This window comes from Pseudomonas fjordensis (genome assembly GCF_976987115.1).
In genome coordinates this window covers 5755944-5773542 of record NZ_OZ336860.1, presented here as the reverse complement: position 1 = coordinate 5773542, position 17599 = coordinate 5755944, and the positions used below count along the sequence as shown (strand labels likewise).

At 49.2% G+C, this 17599-nt stretch carries 15 protein-coding genes and 3 pseudogenes; 11 read left to right on the top strand and 7 right to left on the bottom strand.

Going from position 1 to position 17599, the window contains the following annotated elements:
• Nucleotides 1-46 precede the first annotated feature (46 nt).
• Nucleotides 47-757 (bottom strand): SIR2 family NAD-dependent protein deacylase, encoded by a 711-nt coding sequence (locus ACWHXD_RS26450; protein WP_098950369.1) that lies wholly within the window; start codon nucleotides 755-757, stop codon nucleotides 47-49.
• Between the two features lie 151 nt (nucleotides 758-908).
• Between ACWHXD_RS26450 and ACWHXD_RS26445 the strand changes: the two genes are divergently transcribed.
• Together ACWHXD_RS26445 and ACWHXD_RS26440 are read left to right on the top strand one after the other, a co-directional pair.
• Nucleotides 909-1445: an N-acetyltransferase gene (locus ACWHXD_RS26445; protein ID WP_138763276.1), complete on the top strand. Its 537-nt coding sequence runs from the start codon at nucleotides 909-911 to the stop codon at nucleotides 1443-1445.
• Nucleotides 1446-1486: 41 nt separating this feature from the next.
• Nucleotides 1487-1654, top strand: a complete 168-nt coding sequence (locus ACWHXD_RS26440) for a hypothetical protein (protein ID WP_169918575.1) — start codon at nucleotides 1487-1489, stop codon at nucleotides 1652-1654.
• Between the two features lie 65 nt (nucleotides 1655-1719).
• On the opposite strand, the pseudogene ACWHXD_RS26435 reads toward ACWHXD_RS26440, so the two are convergent.
• Nucleotides 1720-1863 (bottom strand): annotated as a pseudogene (locus ACWHXD_RS26435) (cupin domain-containing protein); the annotation flags it as partial.
• A 76-nt stretch (nucleotides 1864-1939) separates the two neighbouring features.
• On the opposite strand from ACWHXD_RS26435, the gene ACWHXD_RS26430 reads away from it, so the two are divergent.
• From ACWHXD_RS26430 to ACWHXD_RS26410, 5 genes are all read left to right on the top strand, one after another.
• A complete protein-coding gene (locus tag ACWHXD_RS26430; protein WP_236300007.1) occupies nucleotides 1940-3238 on the top strand; it encodes a tyrosine-type recombinase/integrase in 1299 nt (432 codons plus the stop codon).
• Complete coding sequence (locus ACWHXD_RS26425; RefSeq protein WP_236300010.1) at nucleotides 3235-4899, top strand: hypothetical protein; 1665 nt, start codon at nucleotides 3235-3237, stop codon at nucleotides 4897-4899. The genes ACWHXD_RS26430 and ACWHXD_RS26425 overlap by 4 nt, the downstream gene beginning before the upstream one ends.
• A 4-nt stretch (nucleotides 4900-4903) precedes the next feature.
• Nucleotides 4904-6925, top strand: coding sequence for a hypothetical protein (locus ACWHXD_RS26420; protein ID WP_236300011.1), 2022 nt, complete (start codon nucleotides 4904-4906; stop codon nucleotides 6923-6925).
• Nucleotides 6912-7325: a hypothetical protein gene (locus ACWHXD_RS26415; protein ID WP_236300027.1), complete on the top strand. Its 414-nt coding sequence runs from the start codon at nucleotides 6912-6914 to the stop codon at nucleotides 7323-7325. Before ACWHXD_RS26420 ends, ACWHXD_RS26415 begins: the two co-directional genes overlap by 14 nt.
• Nucleotides 7326-7978: 653 nt before the next feature.
• Nucleotides 7979-8260 carry a hypothetical protein gene (locus ACWHXD_RS26410; protein ID WP_236300030.1) on the top strand — a complete coding sequence of 94 codons (282 nt, stop codon included), beginning with the start codon at nucleotides 7979-7981 and terminating at the stop codon, nucleotides 8258-8260.
• A gap of 295 nt (nucleotides 8261-8555) precedes the next feature.
• On the opposite strand, the gene ACWHXD_RS26405 is transcribed toward ACWHXD_RS26410, so the two are convergent.
• The 5 genes and pseudogenes from ACWHXD_RS26405 to ACWHXD_RS26385 form a co-directional block, all read right to left on the bottom strand.
• The gene (locus ACWHXD_RS26405) at nucleotides 8556-8837 is read right to left on the bottom strand and encodes a BPSL0761 family protein (RefSeq protein ID WP_236300045.1); all 282 of its coding nucleotides are present in this window, start codon (nucleotides 8835-8837) and stop codon (nucleotides 8556-8558) included.
• A 67-nt stretch (nucleotides 8838-8904) separates the two neighbouring features.
• Nucleotides 8905-9096: pseudogene (locus ACWHXD_RS26400) on the bottom strand (antitoxin Xre/MbcA/ParS toxin-binding domain-containing protein); the annotation flags it as partial.
• Between the two features lie 99 nt (nucleotides 9097-9195).
• Nucleotides 9196-9690 (bottom strand): annotated as a pseudogene (locus tag ACWHXD_RS26395) (DUF6088 family protein); the annotation flags it as partial.
• Nucleotides 9691-9806: 116 nt separating this feature from the next.
• A protein-coding gene (locus ACWHXD_RS26390) for an IS3 family transposase (RefSeq protein ID WP_236300048.1) occupies nucleotides 9807-10957 on the bottom strand; the annotation gives its coding sequence in 2 pieces (ribosomal slippage) (nucleotides 9807-10723 and nucleotides 10723-10957; 1152 coding nt in all).
• A 739-nt stretch (nucleotides 10958-11696) separates the two neighbouring features.
• Nucleotides 11697-12716: an IS30 family transposase gene (locus ACWHXD_RS26385; RefSeq protein WP_236300051.1), complete on the bottom strand. Its 1020-nt coding sequence runs from the start codon at nucleotides 12714-12716 to the stop codon at nucleotides 11697-11699.
• Between the two features lie 112 nt (nucleotides 12717-12828).
• Here ACWHXD_RS26385 and ACWHXD_RS26380 point away from each other — a divergent pair, with 112 nt between their 5' ends.
• The 4 genes from ACWHXD_RS26380 to ACWHXD_RS26365 all read left to right on the top strand — a co-directional run bounded on the left by ACWHXD_RS26380 (nucleotide 12829) and on the right by ACWHXD_RS26365 (nucleotide 17526).
• Nucleotides 12829-13740: a hypothetical protein gene (locus tag ACWHXD_RS26380; protein WP_236300053.1), complete on the top strand. Its 912-nt coding sequence runs from the start codon at nucleotides 12829-12831 to the stop codon at nucleotides 13738-13740.
• Nucleotides 13741-13749: 9 nt separating this feature from the next.
• Nucleotides 13750-14205 carry a hypothetical protein gene (locus tag ACWHXD_RS26375; RefSeq protein WP_236491289.1) on the top strand — a complete coding sequence of 152 codons (456 nt, stop codon included), beginning with the start codon at nucleotides 13750-13752 and terminating at the stop codon, nucleotides 14203-14205.
• 1104 nt (nucleotides 14206-15309) lie between these two features.
• A complete protein-coding gene (locus ACWHXD_RS26370) occupies nucleotides 15310-16308 on the top strand; it encodes an ATP-grasp domain-containing protein (protein ID WP_236300071.1) in 999 nt (332 codons plus the stop codon).
• A gap of 78 nt (nucleotides 16309-16386) precedes the next feature.
• Nucleotides 16387-17526 (top strand): trypsin-like peptidase domain-containing protein, encoded by a 1140-nt coding sequence (locus tag ACWHXD_RS26365; protein WP_236300074.1) that lies wholly within the window; start codon nucleotides 16387-16389, stop codon nucleotides 17524-17526.
• Nucleotides 17527-17599: the final 73 nt, after the last annotated feature.

The following is a 17599-nucleotide window of genomic DNA, read 5'->3' as shown; positions in this document are numbered from 1 at the left end:
CGCCTTTTTCCTGGGGCCAGCAGAGGGTTGGCTCCTGGTTTTATACTTAGCGTGCCTTCTGGCCGTTGAGCCAGCATCCGACGACGTAAGGCACCAGGCTTGTTGCTTTTCCTCGCATGAACGCATAGCCGTAAGGCTTGCGCGAAATCTCCAGCGCAATCAGGACCTTCTCCGCCGTGTGTCTGGCTTTGGTAACTAAGCCAGCGGCCGGCTGAGTGGTCAGTGATGTTCCCACGACCAGCACTTTCTTCGCACTTTTGAAAAGCAGCTGTGCTTTCTCGATATTTGGTACGTTTTCGCCATACCAGACGATATGGGGACGTAATTGGCTGCCTTTTTCGCAGAGGTCGCCCAGAAGGATCGGGGACTCGTCAATCTTATAGATCAATTGTTCATCGACGGTGCTTTGCGCCAAGTTGATTTGGCCATGCAAATGTAGAACGCACTTAGAGCCTGCACGCTCATGCAGATCGTCGACGTTTTGAGTAATGACTACAACATCAAATCGGGACTCTAACGCAGCGATGGCGAGGTGCGCGGCATTGGGCTGTGAGTTACAGGCCTTCATCCTCAATTCGTTATAAAACGCTAGAACCTCTTGAGGATGCCTATGCCATGCCGTCGGGGTGGCTACGTCTTCAATACGATGATTCATCCACAGGCCAGTTTGGTCGTTAAACGTGTCCAGGCCACTTTCGGCACTGATGCCGGAGCCGGTGAAGATGACGATCTTTGTTTTCTCGTGTTCATCGATCATCGGAGGGACCAGTGTTCATGGCGAATACGCCTGAAAGATCTTGAATTCATCGTTGGCCCAAGGCTACACCCGATCTTGCTAACGTTTCCTCCTTTTCGCTGCTAGGGCTACCTCGTGATCATTCCACTGTACCCGTAAAAATCAGGTCTTTATGGCACGTCGATACTCAAGCTCCCTTAAATATCTGGTCTTCCAATCTCAAGCGAGAAAGTCTGCGCTGGCGTCATTTTCCGAGCTATGGGCTTCATCGGGCCATCAGTTGCTCGATGCTTCAAAAGTGCGTTTCGACGTTATTGACGGGCGAGCGGTTGGCGCTTTTTATCTTTGGGGAGGCGACGCCCAATTTCCCTGGGAGGATGTTCCTGCTTGGAAGGCGTTGGACGCCCGAGGGTTTGATCTGTCGATTTGGCACGACCAGCAATTGTGTGGCCTGTGTTATGCGACGCCTCGTAACAGTAAAGTCACGATCAAGATAGTGCTACTCGAAGGGAGCTCAGATAGCGAGCATCCCTTGAAGGGCTTGATTGCTGCGCTTGCACTAGGCGCTATCGATTCATACGCACGAATTATTGGCTGTTCTCGTATCGAAATTCAGGAGCCACGTCCTGACGTCGTACCGACGTACGAGCGACTTGGGTTCAGCTATGACGAAAGTCAGCGCCTTGTGATTTCAGTTGAGCACACCTAGTATGGGGCGCATGTACAAGGCTTGGACAGAGGCTTGGTTTAATGAAAGCGACTAACCAGAAAGATGCGCAATGGGTCGAGATGTTTTGCGCCGAGGCTAAAAAGCTTGGCGGATCTACGTCGGCCAATCAGAAACGATTTTTCAACGCAGCTGTTGAGCACGGCAAGGACATGGAGCCAGCAGGCCCCTTGGCTGGCCAGGGCCGCTAAGCCGCACTATAAAAAACCGCCGTTAAGGGCGGTTTTTTTGTTTGTGAGCATGTCTGATCGCTAACTCATGCAAACACAAAGTACTTACGCACCGTCTCGACCACTTCCCACGTTCCTTTCATCCCCGGTTCCACCACAAAGATATCCCCAGCCCGCAGATGGATCGGCGCCATGCCTTCAGGCGTGATCACGCAGTAACCTTCCTGGAATACTGGTTACTTTTCATCTATTGACATGGACTGGTTACTTCGTTGTCATGGACGTAAATCGAACCGGAGATAAGCTATGGCACGTGCCGAATTTATCCAGCTCAAATTGTGTGAGCGTTTCAGTTTGCGAGATCGATTGATTCGTTCTCGCCTTGAGGGGAGGAGTGCGGCTGAGACGATTTCAGATGTCCCGCAGTTGTATTGGCAATCGGGGCACCCTTGGCATGAAGTGAATCTCTGGTTTTTTAACCAAGCGAAACTTGTTTCTTTAGGGCTTAGAGATATCAAAACATTACATGCAATAGCAGTATCCATGAAATTCTATATGTCTTTCCTCGAGAGTGAGCGGTTAAGTTGGGATGTGTTTCCTGACAAGTACGCTGAACGATGCCTGGTTATATTTCGAGGCTACCTTGTAAAGCTCAGGGTCGACGGTGAGCTAGCACCCTCCACGTGTAAGCGTCGGATGAATGACGTTTTGAAATTTTATGATTGGTTGCTTGAGATGAAGATGCTTGACAGAAAAGTTCTTCCATTTCGAAAGGAAAGGAACGAAATACCGATTTTTAACGCGGCGGGGGTTAAAAGAACGTTAGTTACTTATAGGCGGGACTTGTCGATCCCTAATCGGAAGGCGAACTATACAGATCTTGAATATGGTCTGGAACCTCTCACCAAGGAACAAAAACAGGCAGTCCTTTTAAGTGCGAAGAAATTTGCTAGTGAAGAGCTATATCTTATGCTGCTTATGGCATTTTCAACGGGTATGAGGCTGGGGACGATATGTGATTTGAAGGTTCAAACGCTTTTAGATTGTGTGCCCTGCTTTGAAAGCAAAAATACATACTACTTAAGTGTTGGGCCGAAAGCGCGTGGTACGCCAGTGGCTACGAAATTTAACGTCAATGGACGTGTTATTATTCCTGTGGCAGTTCTTGAACTGGTTAGAAAGTACTGTAATGGTGCTAGGCGATTGATACGTGCTAATAAAGCAGATGAATACTGTAAGGATCTGGTGTTTCTTAATCGAGGTGGCAAAGCTTACGCCCGAAAGGGAAAGGATCAAAGCAGTTCAGTGAACGTCCAAATATTTAGAATGAAGGCTGCTGCTCTCCAGAGTGGAATAGATATATTAGATTTTAAGTTTCATGCTGCCAGAGCGACATTTGCCAGTGAGATCGCGGTGTTGGGGTTGGTGAAGTTGGGTGCGAAAAATCTGCCGGCCATTGTTTCGTTGGTACAAAAATTATTGATGCATAAATCCGAGAAAACATCGTTGGCATATATTTCATTCGTTAAGCAGCAAGCTGTAATTGATTCTTTTGATTTGGATTTTGATTGTTCTGAGGCTGAAGTTGAAGGGCTTATTGTTTGAAATTCTCAGATTACGAAATAACGAACCTCCAATACAGTGCTATTCATGTTCCTTATAATATTGGCGTGTTTGCTTTTAGTGGCGCCTCAGCGATGAAAAGGCGGGTCAGTTGCAGGCTTTGGCAGGAAGGAAAACTGGGGGCGCCGATTGAGTCGAGGATACCGATTATCGCTAAAATGCATGAGTATCTAGAGGGGCGAATCGTTGGTGGACTTAGAGTTTCGACAGTGCGAGCTCTTTTTAATGCCTTGAGGAAGTTTTTTTCTCATGTTGACTTTGTTGGTGCAGATGTTGGTTTGAATAACTTGATGGAGGTGTTCATTTCTTGGGGAAGAGAGTTGTCTGATCGGCATGCGAGGAAAGAGCCAATGTCGACGACTGCAAGAGGCACTGTTTCATGCGCTGGCGTTGTAGTTGCCTATGTATGTGGTATTGCCAGTAATGTATTGGTGCGGAGTTGTCGATTTTCAACGCCGCCGAGAAGATTCAAACGACCTGCTAAATCCCAATATATCCCTAAAGTGGCGAGCTACATTGAGGATTTGGAAGACGTGGTTGACTGTCTTTCTATTTCAAATATTTCTGGGCCTCTCCCGGTATGCATTACATCTAAGTCAAGTGATAATTTGTTTTACTCTTATGGTGGTGTTTCTAATTTTGTTGTTTCTAAAAAAAGATGGCGTGAAGAAAGTGAGTCGATTGATGTTAGAGATAGCAGTGTTTGGGCATTCAGGGTGCATGTCAATCTAAGATTGATATGTGAAATGATGCTTTTTATTAACGATACTTCTGCAAACTTTGAGCAGGCTTCGAAGTTAAAGTTTTCCAGTAGAAGGATGACCTATACAGAGAACGGTACGAAATATCATGCTTATAAGGATCGGAAGGGAGGTGAGGTTTCATATTCGATAACTGCAGGCTACTCAGGCAGATTTAAGAGATATTTAGAGTTTAGGGCGTTCTTAGTTGAAAATAACCCATCTGACGAGTTGTTTCCGTTTATTAGGCATCCCCGTAAATACAGAAGTGGTAATATACAGGATAGACGATTGAGAACTTTGATGTCTTTGCTCGGAAGGCCCTTTGTTCCTGCATCGGTTTTGAGGACGTGTGCGCTAAATAAAGTTCTGCAGGAAGGTGGAAATATAGATGACGTGCTAAAGTTAGGGCAGCACTCTAGGAGAACATTCTTCCGAAGTTATTTTTTGCCAAACCATCAGTTGGCGTCTAAAGAGTGGAGTGATTTTTTTAAATTTGTTAATGATCGACGTAAGGCTGCCCTTGTGTTTGGGGGGTGTAGTGGAGAGTCAGGGAAAAAGATACCAATTGTAGCGGGTGGTTCTCCTGAACCCGACTGCATAAATCCGGCAGGCTGCTTATTCTGTGTGCATTATCGTGGAGAGGAGAGTATGGACTATATATGGGCATTGCTTAGCTATAAAAAACTAAAATGTCTGGAGTATGCTTGCTCAAAAGCAGCGGCGCTAAGTGATTCAATAACGCCCCTGGAAGGTTTGCTTGCGAGAATCGCTGATGTTGAAAGTCAGTTTATTGTAAAGGCAGCGTTGCAGGAGAGTCACAGTGAAGCATCAGAACGTATATTAGAGGAAAATTATCATCCTTATTGGCGTGGGTTTATTGAGCTGCTGGAACGTCAGTAAAAATATGAGGAAAACAATCGAAAAGCTGGGGTGCGACTCTGGAAACTCAAAAGATGTCTTGGCCGATATCGCTATTTTTCCTCCGCCAATGGATCATCCTATTGTCGTGAGTTCGAAAGGAGTGGTGATTAGCAGGTACGGGGACTCAATTTATGATTACTCTACGTATGCAGGAAAACCATTGCGGGTAGCCTTTTTTAATGATAGGTCATCTAGGTATAATTTAGACTCTTATCATTACGAGTTACTAAGAATTTTCCTCGCCTATTGCCAGTTTGTTCACCATAAAAGGCTTGGCTTCAGGACGATGGTAGGAAAGTTTGAGTTGCTCAAAAAAGCAATGCACTTCTGCATTTCTCGTAAAGTTAATTTTGACGAGTTGAGTAGGTATCCTCGCGTTTGCGAGGAGTTTGCAATCTGGCATGTTGGATTGGGTGCTTCCGCTGGTAAGTTGTCATCAATTCTGTCTGATATATTTCATGCGAGAAATATGCTCGGATTTCATGGGCCGGATATTGGTTATCTTTCAACGATGAATGCTCTCATTTCTCTTGATGAGCCGAGTGAGCAAACTCCTTACATACCCACCAGGATTTGGGATTATCAATGTAATAGGCTGGAGTACTTTTTAGATTCATTCTTGAGTAGAAAACAGTCATTTATTGACTTGTTTAATACTATGCTCGATGCATATGTTACTAACGCGGGGTCTATCGAGAAGGCATGTCGGTCTGGAGCCTTGAAGTCACTATCCCCTTTTAGGCAGGTAAATCCGACAGGAAAGGTGAAGTTTGGTACGTTTACTAGCATTGCAAGTGAATACGGAGTGCTTTCATGTATAAGGGAGTTAATTTGTTCTGCAGATGAAAAACCATTCTCTAGTAACGCTGGAGCTAAGCCCTTTGGCCGTTACTTTAATGCCATATCATTTGTGGCTCAGGCTTTCTTGGTTGCATTTAGTGGTATGCGTATATCAGAGGCTGCAACACTTCGTAAAGACTGCATCGAAGTGGAAAGTGTAGAGGGATGGGGAGATGTTTATTATCTGAGAGCAATGACCAAAAAAACAATAGACGACCCGAGTGCGCTTTGGATCACCTCTGAGGTCTCAAGGAAGGCTGTGGAGGTATTGTCGATTATTTCAGATTTAAGAATGAGCGTGATGCAAATGGACTCAAGGATTTCCTTGAGTGCAGATGACATTGCTAATCCCTTTTTAGTGGTTTATGGCGTCGAACCCTGGCTGCCCTCTAAGACTAAAAATGCAGAGCGTGACATTAACGTTCGGTCTTGGTTGCCCTATCGCTTTTGGAAGAAAGTAAGTCCTGGTTTGTTTTTACATAGTGAGATTTTAATAAGGGAATCTGATCTGGATGAAAGCCTTCAGGTTTCACCTGACCTCGACCTAAAAGTGTTTTCGGTAGGCAAAGAATGGATGTTTGCATATCATCAGTTACGACGTACATTAATGGTGAATTCTTCAAGATATGGATTAGTAAGTGGCTACTCTCAGCAGTATCAAATGAAACACCTATATCAGGCGATGTCAACTTATTACGGTAAGGGAGGAGGGGGGTTATCATTAAATCAAGATATTCAATACTCATTTGTAGAAGAGGTCTATCGTCAGATTGCAGCCAGTGCAAAGGAGCTCGTTTCTGATAGTTTTTTCTCGCCGCTAGGTGATAAGCATACGGAGTCTATGATACAACTGTTCGCAAAGGCTGACTTGGTACAGCTAGTTAAGAAAGCTAAGGCTGGGGAGTTTAAGATTCGGCAGACACTGATTGGTGTATGTCTCTCAAAGACTTTCTGCAGTCTCGGTGGTGTTGATAATTTGGTTGATTGTGGCTCATGCCATGAGGCGTTAGTCGATAAAAGAAATTTGTCTTTTGTTGTTGGCTTTTTAAAAAATGTTTCTTATATTTTGCCTGACATAGATGAGGGCACTCCCGCTTATCAAAGCTTAGATAAGCAGCGAGTTGTGGCAAGTAAGTTAATCGAGGCAATTAATGTTAGAAGTTAAGGATGGTGCTGAAGCTGCTTTTCGTGAAGCGTTCTGTAGACTTAAGAATGGAAATCCTAGGGTTGTCGATTCAAAATCGCCCGTCTCACAAAATAACGTCGCCAAAGAAGCTGGTCGTGATCCTTCCGCACTTAGGAAAAGTCGCTATCCTTTATTAATAAGTGAGATTCAGGATTGGATTTCAAAGAATCGTCAACCTTCTGAAGAGAAAAGAGTATCTGATCAGCTTAGACTGAGAGTCAATACGCTGCAGCAGAGGATTTCCCAGTTAGAAGCTGATCGTGATTTGTCTCAGAGCTTACTGCTAGAGGCTCACGACCGAATTATTGAGTTGTCGCGTCAAAATGAGATACTCATCTCTTCTTCTCCGCCCGCAAACGTTCATAGGCTAAAGGTATAAGACAGTTTAGCCCAGGTTTAAGATGTGGGTGGAGTTTCAGTGATGATTTGCGTTATATGAGATGGTTTGTTGAATGTTCCTTGGTTGGGTAGAGTTTCTATGGTTTGTCCCGAAGCTTGTGGACAGGTAGCCCAGTATTCTGGACTACCCCCGAAGACATCTCCAGCATATGCGGAAACATCGTCACTATTCAGCGCAGCTTAGGGCTTTCGAGCCTCGCCACAACTATGAGGGTAAGCACACCTTTCGCCTGACCATCTATATAGTTGCGCTCCATCAAAGGTAAGATCAGTGCTCTGGCAGGAACAGTCCTGGTGCTTGCCATTGTCGCCCTAGTCGGAATCTCGGTACGGTTCAGGCCGGCGGGAGCCACCGTTCTGGGGTAGTCCAGTAGCACCGTGACTTTGAAGCTAAGTGCGATTCATAATGTTCTGTATCGGCAGTTCATCGTGGCAGTGCACCTCTCCAAGGGCCTTCATCGAGCCACACTATATCGTCCCCTGCCTTAATAGGGAGAATAGATCAATTGCTGAATTGCCCCCTACCCAATATCCCGCCTCGGTTGGATTTTTTGTGACCGCTGGCTACCAGAACCCCTAGGACTGGAAGACCAAGGCCGGCTAGACTGGCAAAAATCTCACCCGGAGGTATGCATGAGCACCGCCCTTGCGGATCAGCTCGGACGCCGTTTTGGTTGCTGTCCGTTAAGCCGTCGCGACTTTCTCAGCTGGGTTGATGACCAGCTGGAGCGTTGCGCCCGTATGGGGCTGCCGGATGAGGAGGCACAGCGCCTGATCGAAACGGGCTATGTCCAATGGCGTGCTGAATTACTGGGGATTGATCTGGACTGGGAAAACGCCCCGCCTGTAGGACGCGAGTTTCCAGACCGCGAACAACCCGTTGGGCAGGAACGGGAGCCGCTGGAGGATGCATAACGCCATTTACACTGATACACGCGCCGCATTCGAACGCACGCTGGTGGTTGCCCAGGGTGAACGTGCCTATGGCGAAACCTTCCAGATCATCAGGAGTGCGTGGCGGATATAAGAAAGGCCATTGACCAGGACACCCTGCAAGCCCTGATCGAGACCGATGCCGCACGGGAATTTCGGGCCACCATGGGGGCGGTTCACTTCACTGCGTCACCACACACGCTACCCTACCATACGTTACCTGGTCGATCAGTGGTCGGCCGTACCGTGACCTGATTGCGCGTTCCGCAGATTCCGGTCAGCCGTTTTCATCACAGAGAAATGGTTCGCCGTCCAACCAAAGCCCCAACACTGGCGGGAGCTTGAGAGTTTCATGAGCGTCTGCCAGTTGAGATAACGCTAATCGGCATGCCGCTTCAGACCGGCCCTCGAGATGAATCGCCGCCGGTTCTGGGTAATGCCGCAACAGTTGTTTTGCCTGCAATCGCACCAACTCTGGGAGCGAGTCATTCCGAGAAAGTTCGCGCAAGAACTCCCAGGTATGGATCAGGCTCCGAGCTCGTTCATCGACCATGGTCATAGCAGCAATCCTCGTCGATTACGGTCGAGCCACCATGCGTACCATGATCCCGACCAGGGGAATGGGCTTACTGATAGATCCCATAATTGATGCGTTCCAGATAGGCCTCGACAGCGTGAAATCTTTCAGGGTTGTCGATAACATCCCGGGGCACGTCGCCGCCCAAATAACTGCACGGGCGCGCTAACCACTCCTCGGCCAACCGTCTATTGCCGAACACGTTAATGGCGCGATCCCGCACCTTGGCGTAGTGCAGGGTCGCAGCGCTCGCTGACGCTTCATCCACAGCCGACCGCATCCATCGTGGCATTCGGCAGTTTCTAAGGGTGATCAGATCGTCACGGCCCAGGGTAGTGACGACCTTGAAAACGATCTGAGATGAGAGCCCCCTTTTCCCAATGTAGTGCAGAGCGGTGAGCACCGTTCCCACATTCGTTCCTGCGTGCTGCAGTTTGTCATAGGACAAATGCCTGAGACAAACCACTGCATTACCAATCCTAATGTCGCGAGTCGCACCGCTGGTGTAGTAGGTCGGAATCACCTGCACCTGCGTACTGAGGCCCAACCTGCGAACAGCCTCAGCTCCGTGTATCTGAATCGTCTCGCCGTTCGCCTTAGCGATAGCCATCACGACGCTCAGTGGGCTGGGTCGAACCCGGCCGATGTGTTTGCTGACCTTGGGCCGCATGTAGATGCCGCGAACAAGTCGTTCCAGGCAGCCTGATTGTATGAGCCTGGACAGTGCTTTATCGACCGCTGCACGGGACCCTATCTGTGCAAAAACCACTCGGGAAAAAGGCTTGCCCTTGCGCATATGTTTTAGTCGCTCAGAGATCGCATCAGCAGCCGACATTGGTTTTTCGCCGTATTGAGCCCAGGTGCGACCATAGCGCTTTTCAGGCTCTTCGCCTACGCCGCATTGGTTGCTGTCGCCGTTCGTTTGAACGGTATTGAATCGCCCCTGGTTTTCTAGACACTCTCCAAGCTCAGGAAATAGCGTTTCTCATACTCTACTGGAGACAGCTGCATAGCACTGCTGTGTCGGCGTTTAGGGTTATAGAACATCTCGATGTAATCGAAAATATCACTTCGGGCTTCTTCACGGGTTGTGTAGATCTTTCGTCGGATTCGCTCTCGCTTCAAAAGCTGGAAAAAGCTCTCGGCTACGGCATTGTCGTGGCAGTTTCCCCGCCGGCTCATGCTGCCGATTACATTGTTGGCCTTCAAAAAGCTTTGCCAATCCGAGCTACTGAACTGACTGCCTTGATCTGAGTGAATCATAACTTGCTGCTGAGGCTTGCGTCGCCAAACAGCCATCAACATCGCGTCGATAGCCAGGTCGCTGCACATCCTTGGCTTCATTGACCAACCAATTACTTGGCGTGAGAACAGATCCAGCACTACCGCGAGGTAGAGCCACCCTTCATAGGTGCGGATGTAAGTGATATCTGTCACCCAGACCTTGTTCGGCTCACTTACCTTGAACTGCCGCGCGAGGTGGTTGGGCGAGGCCACTGTTGGCTTTCCACCATAGAACCCTGGACGCCGCCGATAGCCCGTTTGAGAACGCAGCCCCTCCGCCTGCATCAAGCGCCCGACTCGATTTCGGCCGCATTCCTCTCCCAGCTCACGCAGGTCATCGTGAATTTTGCGGTAGCCGTATACACCTCCGCTTTCCAGCCAAGCGTGTTTGATCAAGCCAAGCAGACGTTGATCTTCTTTTGCTCGGGCAGATTGAGGCTCGGCCAGCCAGGCGTAATAGCCGCTGGGGTGCACCTTGACGGTTTGGCAAAGGCGCCGCACCGGGTAATCAGTCGAGTGCTTCTTGATGAAGGCGTACTTCAGCCGCACTCCTTGGCAAAGTACGCGGCGGCCTTTTTTAAGATGTCTCGCTCTTCCGTCACGCGCTTGAGTTCAGCGCGTAGCTTGCGCAGTTCGGCCTGCTGATCGTCGTCTTGCTGACGCTGCTCTTGGGGCTTGCTGTAGACCTTGATCCAGGCGTAAAGACTGTGCACGGACATGCCCAGGCGCTGGGCGACATCGGCGACAGGTTTGCCTTTCTCGGTCACTTGCTTGACCGCTTCGATCTTGAATTCTTCGGGGTAACGCTGACGACTCATGGCACCTCCTATTTGGGCCTCATTATGAGGCTTGGAGGTGTCTACGAAACTAGGGGCGATTCATAGATTGGAAGAAAATACTGAGTTCGGACCAATCGCTAAGGTACTTTTCGAAAAAATTTGCATCCGAATGGACAAAAGAACATAGGCTGTTCACGCCAAAAGGAAGCTATTATTTTTCAACCGGACAGTTCGTTGACGCTATAGGATTACTAGAGCGATTCAAGAAGCCATCGAAGGCAGCGGCGTACCTCTGCACTACAACTCGCGTTTTTAACCGTTTGTTAAATAACCAGATCGCGATGTCACAAAAGGTTTATCTGTATGAGAAAAGTTGGGATGAACTTGCTCCAGTGACCTGTGAAGTTGAAAACTGGCAGAGGAAACTGCGGATGCACCCGGCGGTCTCAAGGAGCAAGTGCAACAGTCAGTTAACTTTTCTGCACTTGCTAAGCGAACGCAATCCCGCTTCCAAAACATCATCATCAATGGACGTCTGACCGAACCGAGCCGATCTGCTTGCACACGATTTTCACTGCCGAAAGCTTACCCCATGACAAGCTCTTCCGTCGCTGAGACAGCGGCTATACACAACCCCCCTTTCATCGCTTAAACAATGGCTATACACAACCCCCCCTCTATCGGCGATTTGACGGCCTGCAATGCCACGACAGAAACACCCATCAGACGCCTCCACCAGGTAACTGGTTGGAGCTCAAGCGGGCCTTGCTCGTCACGATCAGTTTATCGTTTCGAGCTTGTTGGTCGCGCTGAGCTGAAGATAATCCACCAGCACCTCAACCGGAAATTTCCAGCCCAATGTCTGGCGAGGACGGGTGTTGAGCAAATCGGCTATTTCGTCCAGCCGTGCCTGCGTCACCAGCGAGAGGTCTGTGCCTTTGGGAAGGTATTGGCGTAACAACCCGTTCGTATTTTCATTGCTGCCACGCTGCCAAGGCGAGTGTGGATCGGCGAAGTAAATCTTCATCCCCGTGCGTGCGGTGATTTCGGCATGACGGGCCATTTCGCTGCCTTGATCATGCGTCATGGTTTTTAATAGCGATGGCGCCATCCGCGACATTTCCCTAACAATGGCTTCCGTCGCCGCCTCTGCGGTGGGGGCTTCGAGCTTGGCGAGAATTACATAACGGCTCGTACGCTCGACCATGGTGGCAACCGCTGAGCGATTATTGGCGCCCATGATCAGGTCGCTCTCCCAATGGCCAGGTACCAGACGATCTGTAACCTCAGGGGGGCGTAGGTGAATACTCAGCTGTGCCGGGTAGCGTTCTCGACGCACATTGCTCTGGGTTCGCTTACGACGTTTGCCGTTACCCTGACGCAAATAACTGACCAGCTGACGTTTCAGTTCGCCGCGTGGGTAGGCATAGATGGTGAGGTAAATAGTTTCGTGACTCACATGTCGCTCGGGTTGGCCGGGCCAGATACTGCGTAGTCTGCGGGCAATTTGTTGCGGTGACCAGCCAATGCGGAGCATTTCGACAACCACCTGAAACAGCTCTGAATCTGGAGACAAACGCCGCTGGCGGCGGGGTACCTGCCGAAGCTGTTGAGCCCTGCTGGCAGCCTGGGCGGCGTCATAGTGATGCTGGTGGGGGTTACGTCTGATCTCACGACTAATGGTGCTAGGGTGACGGCCCAGCAAAGCGGCGATAGCTCGCAGTGGTTGCCGTTGAAATAGCATCACCATAATGGTGACGCGCTCCTGGGTACTCAGGTGGTTGTATTGGGTAGACATGGCAACACCTTACATCAGGCGTTGCACTTGCTCCTTGAGACCGCCCCCTCATTCGATAACCGCGAAGTGTATGGAAAAAAATTGTGGGGTGACTGTCTCTGCGAGAAGTTGGATGCGGGAAGTAGTGAGAGGGGTATTTGATGATGCATTATTATGTCAGCTCCAAGATAAAGTATACCCGTTTGAACGCGACTTTAAATATGAGGAGGAGTTCTATTGCTCGATCTCGCCGACAATTCGTGCAAACTCGAAAACGTTATTAGAGCCTGAGGACTCGTTGTTCGTTATTTCGCGTAATCTTTTGACCTATTCAAAATCCGTAAGGTCGAACGAGTTTAGAAAAGTTAGTGACGGGATGTTCATAAGTTGGTTGGGCGGTACGTCAGCACAGGGTGGCTCACTATTTAGAAAATTTGATATCCTTGATCCGCGAACAGGCACTGTTGCAGCGTTTACTTGGCATGATATCCGTCATTGGCTCAATACTGTATATAAGCAGGGCGGGCTTTCGGACGCTCAGGTGAATATTATTTTAGGACGAGCGGATTATACGCAAGCTCAAATATACGACCACACCTCGGCATTAAGTAGATCACTTATACTTCAAGATATGATGCAGCGCGTTAGGGAGGACAAGGCGGTGGGATTGATACAGACTACGTTCAATAATCTTAAGATAGCAGATCGTAAGGAGGCCGAAGATTATCTTACGGCTGCTATTCGTGTTATCAACCCAATGCCTCATGGCGGGTGCGCTCATAATCTTGCACTCAAGCCTTGTCAAAATCATCTTTCCTGTTTGGCAAAGGGCGGTGATGGCAAGCCCTGCGAGGTGCTTATTGTCGACTCGCAAAATGAAAAGCAAAGGTCTGAAATTCAGCGAATAGCTCACGACGCGAGTTTGATCAGAGTTCATATAGTCAACGCCGGTGGTAAGTCAAGTCCTCAATATAAGCATTTTGAAAACGTAGAGCAGTCTGCTAATTTTTTGCTGACAGAGATTTTTAAAAAGAGTGATCATTGAGGAGGTTGTATGAATTATAGGGGGGAAAGACTCAAGGAGTATCTAAGAAGTAAGCTGTTGGAGTTGATTGTTTTTTATCGCGATCGCTCTGTGCAGTATACATACAGTCAAAAAGAATTCTCCATTTACGCAGGAGTCTCAAGGGAGACTATCAGAAAATATCAATTTGAGATTGATGTCGTATTGCAATCCTCACTTATCTCCAAATGGACACTTGATAAAGATGCCAAGTGTAGGAATTTGCAGGAGAAAATTTTAATACTTCAATGTGAGTTAAATAAGGTTGATAAAATGTATGTGGCGATGCGCACTCAGTATATTGGTATTTTAGAAGCGTTGTTAATGCATTCTATAGATATTCGTGCTTTAGTCGTCCGGTCTCCTGATGCGCTGAAGGTGGAACATGCGTATAACGAATGCGTTCTATGTAACTCCGTTGTCTGTGATGAATTGCCGCTCGGCTAGGGCCGTATCTCACATGTCACGACACTGACGTGTTGTGATCCAAGGTGCTGATTCTTCTGAGCCCTATGTTGCCACCAATAGTATTCGCGTGCAATTGAGTGTTGAGAACTTGGTGAGTCTATTAAAAAATATAATTCGATTCTGTATTGATAAGAAAATATTCGTGTCATGAAAGCCGTAATATGCATCATCCTAGATATTCTGACTGAGCGCATTGGGCGTCAGTCAAGAGAAGGACTTAGCTATTCAAATTTGGCAAAATCTGAGAAATCATGTCAGCACCCGAATGAAAAAATTGCTATGCCCAGTGACCCCATTGCTCCACAACTCACCACCGCAAGACCAGTGCACCGGATGGCGTAAAAAATGTGCCCATCACCCAGGCTGGCGTCCGGTCTCGGCGCACCGCCTATTAATCTGAGCGGTGGTGAATACACGAACTACCTCCAGGTAGTCCAAGATTTCCGCCGCATCCCCACCGGGTCAGTTTTTAATCAGCGCCAACAGTGCAGTTGTACAGCCGTTCCTGCCATGTGGTACATAACAAGTACGCGCGAGCTGCAATCGGGTTGGGGTCGTGGAAAACATATCGTGTATCCGCGTTTTGGCTGATCACCATGAGGGCCTCAATAGTCTGGGCCACTTGCGCTTCTACTGGTTCAAAACTTGAGAACGGTACGGGGTGAGCTTCAGTTGCCCTGCAGCTTCATACGCTGAAATAGAATGTCTGTGGACGACTTACTTGATATCGCTGCAAAATTGTTAGAAAAATGTTGCGATCGGTGCCCATTCTTAACTGGACTCGACTCGAAAATGACGATGCTGTTTGTTTTTCTCCGGCTGACCCCGCCTAGTTTTGCCTCACCACCACCGTCCCGAATTACTTTATGAGTGCAGGAACCGCATGCAAGCGGTCCAGTTTTAAAACCTGAAATCCAAATTGTGGATGGGAGCTTGTCTTGTGATGACGCTCTCCTGGAGCAACGCGCTGCATTGCCTTGACGCTACCGCGGGACTCGTTATGTTCCGGTTGAACCATCGGATGCTGTCAGTCCCCGTCATAGGGTTTGACTGTCAGTGCACATCTACAAGTGAGGTTAAAACATGATTTGGTTTCTCGAAGGGCAGTCTAGCCAGCGCGACATTATTCAAGGTGCGCGTGATGCGCTGCCACCTGAGGTGAAGATTTTCGCCTCGCATCGCGACGATCGCCCTGAAATCACGGCTGGTGCAGATATCAGTTTCACCGAGCCTCGTGGTGCTGAAGAGCGGATCTCGTGGGTGATTTCGACTGCACGCACCTATGGCATCAAAGTAATCCTGGCAGGCCGATTGGGGGGTGTATTTGAGCAGGCCCGGGCTAGCTTCGAGGAAGCTGGCCTGGTGCTGGTAACCGGTGGTACATCAATGCGAACCTTCGACCTCGTTGATGACAAGAGCAGGTTTACTGCTGAGGCAGAGCGTGCTGGCTTGGCTTGCGTGCCGGCGATCACAGCTACGAATGCTGAGGATATGTTTGCTGCTTACGAAACTCTTTCGGCGTCGGGTGAGGTCTGCGTAAAACCCGCAGTCGGCATCTATGGCCAAGGCTTTTGGCGTTTCAAAGAGGGTGCTGATCCTTTTCGCTGCTTTGCTGATCCTGATGCACGGGTTGCGAATTTCGCTACATACATGCGTGCTTACAGCGAAAGAGCAACGCCGCCAGCGATGCTTGTGATGCCTTACATGCCCGGGAGCGAGTGTTCGGTCGATATGGTCTGCGAGGCTGGCCGAGCGATCGCGTTCGTGGCCCGGAGGAAGACCGGCGTCCATCAGATTTTTGAAAACGATGGTGCAGCGGTTGAGCTTGCACTCAAAGCGGCCGAGCATTTCCAGTGTGACGGAATTGTGAACGTTCAGACAAAGGATGATGCGCAGGGTATACCCCACTTGTTGGAAATTAACCCGCGCTACTCTGGTGGCGTTGGTTATACCCGGGAGGCTGGCGTCAATTTGGCGGGCATATTTGCTACGCGCCGCCTGAATCTCCCTGAGCCAGCTACCGTTTGGCGGCCAGACGTACGTGTGAAAGGGGTCACCGTTGCAGCTGTAGTGCCAAAATGACATCCTGAGGCATCGAGAAACCTGAAGTTTGGTACCATTGCAGCGCGGTGGTTTTGGCACTCAAGGAGTAATTAAGGAATGATGGTGCTCGCGCCAGGCGCAAACACCGCGGTATCAGGTGCACGGAGTGAATGGACTCTGGAATGCGGAAACTCCTCGGCTTTCGGGGAGTACGCGGCGCTGGCCATACTGCCGGTAAATGACAAACGCCAACCCACTGGTGAGGCTGCACTATTCCAGACTACACAGTCATGGATGGAGTGGAGCGGCGACCAAGCGAAGGTTGGTTGTAAGTTGAACCTGTCAGCCCTCCCGCCCGGCAGCGATCGGGTGCTTCTTATCGCGTACACATTTTCCGCTGCCGGCCCGGTAAGCGAGCTTCGTTCGTTGCATCTGCTTGTGGACGAACAGATCGAATACCGATTAAACCTTCATGATAACGGTGAAGCGGCGATCATCATCGGCGAGTTCTACATCCGTAATCAACAATGGAAGTTTCGTGCCCTAGCTGAGGGTTCGGCTTATGGGTTGGCAGCCCTTGGGCGTCGGATTGGCATCGATATCAATGACGCTCATCCCAAAGGGCGCAGTCGTACAGGTGATCCTAATCGATCGCGCACGGGAGCAACCGGTACCGGCTTCGCTGTTTCGCAGAACCATGTGCTCACCTGTGCCCACGTAATCGAGGGTATGAGTGAGATATCTATTTCCTCCTTTGAGGGGCGTTATCGTGCGGAGCCAGTCGTAATCGATCAGCGTAACGACATCGCTCTCCTCAGAGTCATGGAATCCCCCGCATTGAAACCAGTGTCTTTCAAAAAGGGCTTTGGCTGTGACCTAGGCGAATCTGTTGCTGCTTTGGGTTTCCCGTTGTCAGGTTTTGCCGGCGGCGGTGTGCACGTTACCCAGGGTGGTGTGTCGGCGTTGTTTGGCCTCCACAACGATTCAAGCCTTTTGCAATTTACCGCGGCCATCCAACCAGGCTCTAGCGGATCTCCCTTGTTTGATTCATCAGGTGCCGTAGTCGGTTTAGTCACGTCGACAATGCCTGATGCTCAAAATATGAATTTTGCGGTTAAGGCGTCGTTGCTCCTCTCCTTTCTGGATGCGTGCCGCGTCGATGCACCTCAAACATCCAGCAGCAAGACGTTCACCACTGCTGAATTAGCTCGCTCGGCCCAAGCATCTATGTGGCGCGTCGAGGCCAAGAATTTTTAGCCCCTATTTTGCCTTGAAAGCTGCGGACGAGACGTTAGGTTACCTACCTCACGCTAACCTAGGAATTTGTTTC

Coding starts and splice junctions, on each gene's coding strand:
- ACWHXD_RS26405 (WP_236300045.1), bottom strand. CDS start 8,837: ATGACCATGGTCGATGAACGAGCTCGGAGCCTGATCCATACCTGGGAG.
- ACWHXD_RS26380 (WP_236300053.1), top strand. CDS start 12,829: ATGCGGGAAGTAGTGAGAGGGGTATTTGATGATGCATTATTATGTCAG.
- ACWHXD_RS26375 (WP_236491289.1), top strand. CDS start 13,750: ATGAATTATAGGGGGGAAAGACTCAAGGAGTATCTAAGAAGTAAGCTG.
- ACWHXD_RS26450 (WP_098950369.1), bottom strand. CDS start 757: ATGATCGATGAACACGAGAAAACAAAGATCGTCATCTTCACCGGCTCC.
- ACWHXD_RS26420 (WP_236300011.1), top strand. CDS start 4,904: ATGAGGAAAACAATCGAAAAGCTGGGGTGCGACTCTGGAAACTCAAAA.
- ACWHXD_RS26415 (WP_236300027.1), top strand. CDS start 6,912: ATGTTAGAAGTTAAGGATGGTGCTGAAGCTGCTTTTCGTGAAGCGTTC.
- ACWHXD_RS26445 (WP_138763276.1), top strand. CDS start 909: ATGGCACGTCGATACTCAAGCTCCCTTAAATATCTGGTCTTCCAATCT.
- ACWHXD_RS26410 (WP_236300030.1), top strand. CDS start 7,979: ATGAGCACCGCCCTTGCGGATCAGCTCGGACGCCGTTTTGGTTGCTGT.
- ACWHXD_RS26365 (WP_236300074.1), top strand. CDS start 16,387: ATGATGGTGCTCGCGCCAGGCGCAAACACCGCGGTATCAGGTGCACGG.
- ACWHXD_RS26430 (WP_236300007.1), top strand. CDS start 1,940: ATGGCACGTGCCGAATTTATCCAGCTCAAATTGTGTGAGCGTTTCAGT.
- ACWHXD_RS26440 (WP_169918575.1), top strand. CDS start 1,487: ATGAAAGCGACTAACCAGAAAGATGCGCAATGGGTCGAGATGTTTTGC.
- ACWHXD_RS26370 (WP_236300071.1), top strand. CDS start 15,310: ATGATTTGGTTTCTCGAAGGGCAGTCTAGCCAGCGCGACATTATTCAA.
- ACWHXD_RS26385 (WP_236300051.1), bottom strand. CDS start 12,716: ATGTCTACCCAATACAACCACCTGAGTACCCAGGAGCGCGTCACCATT.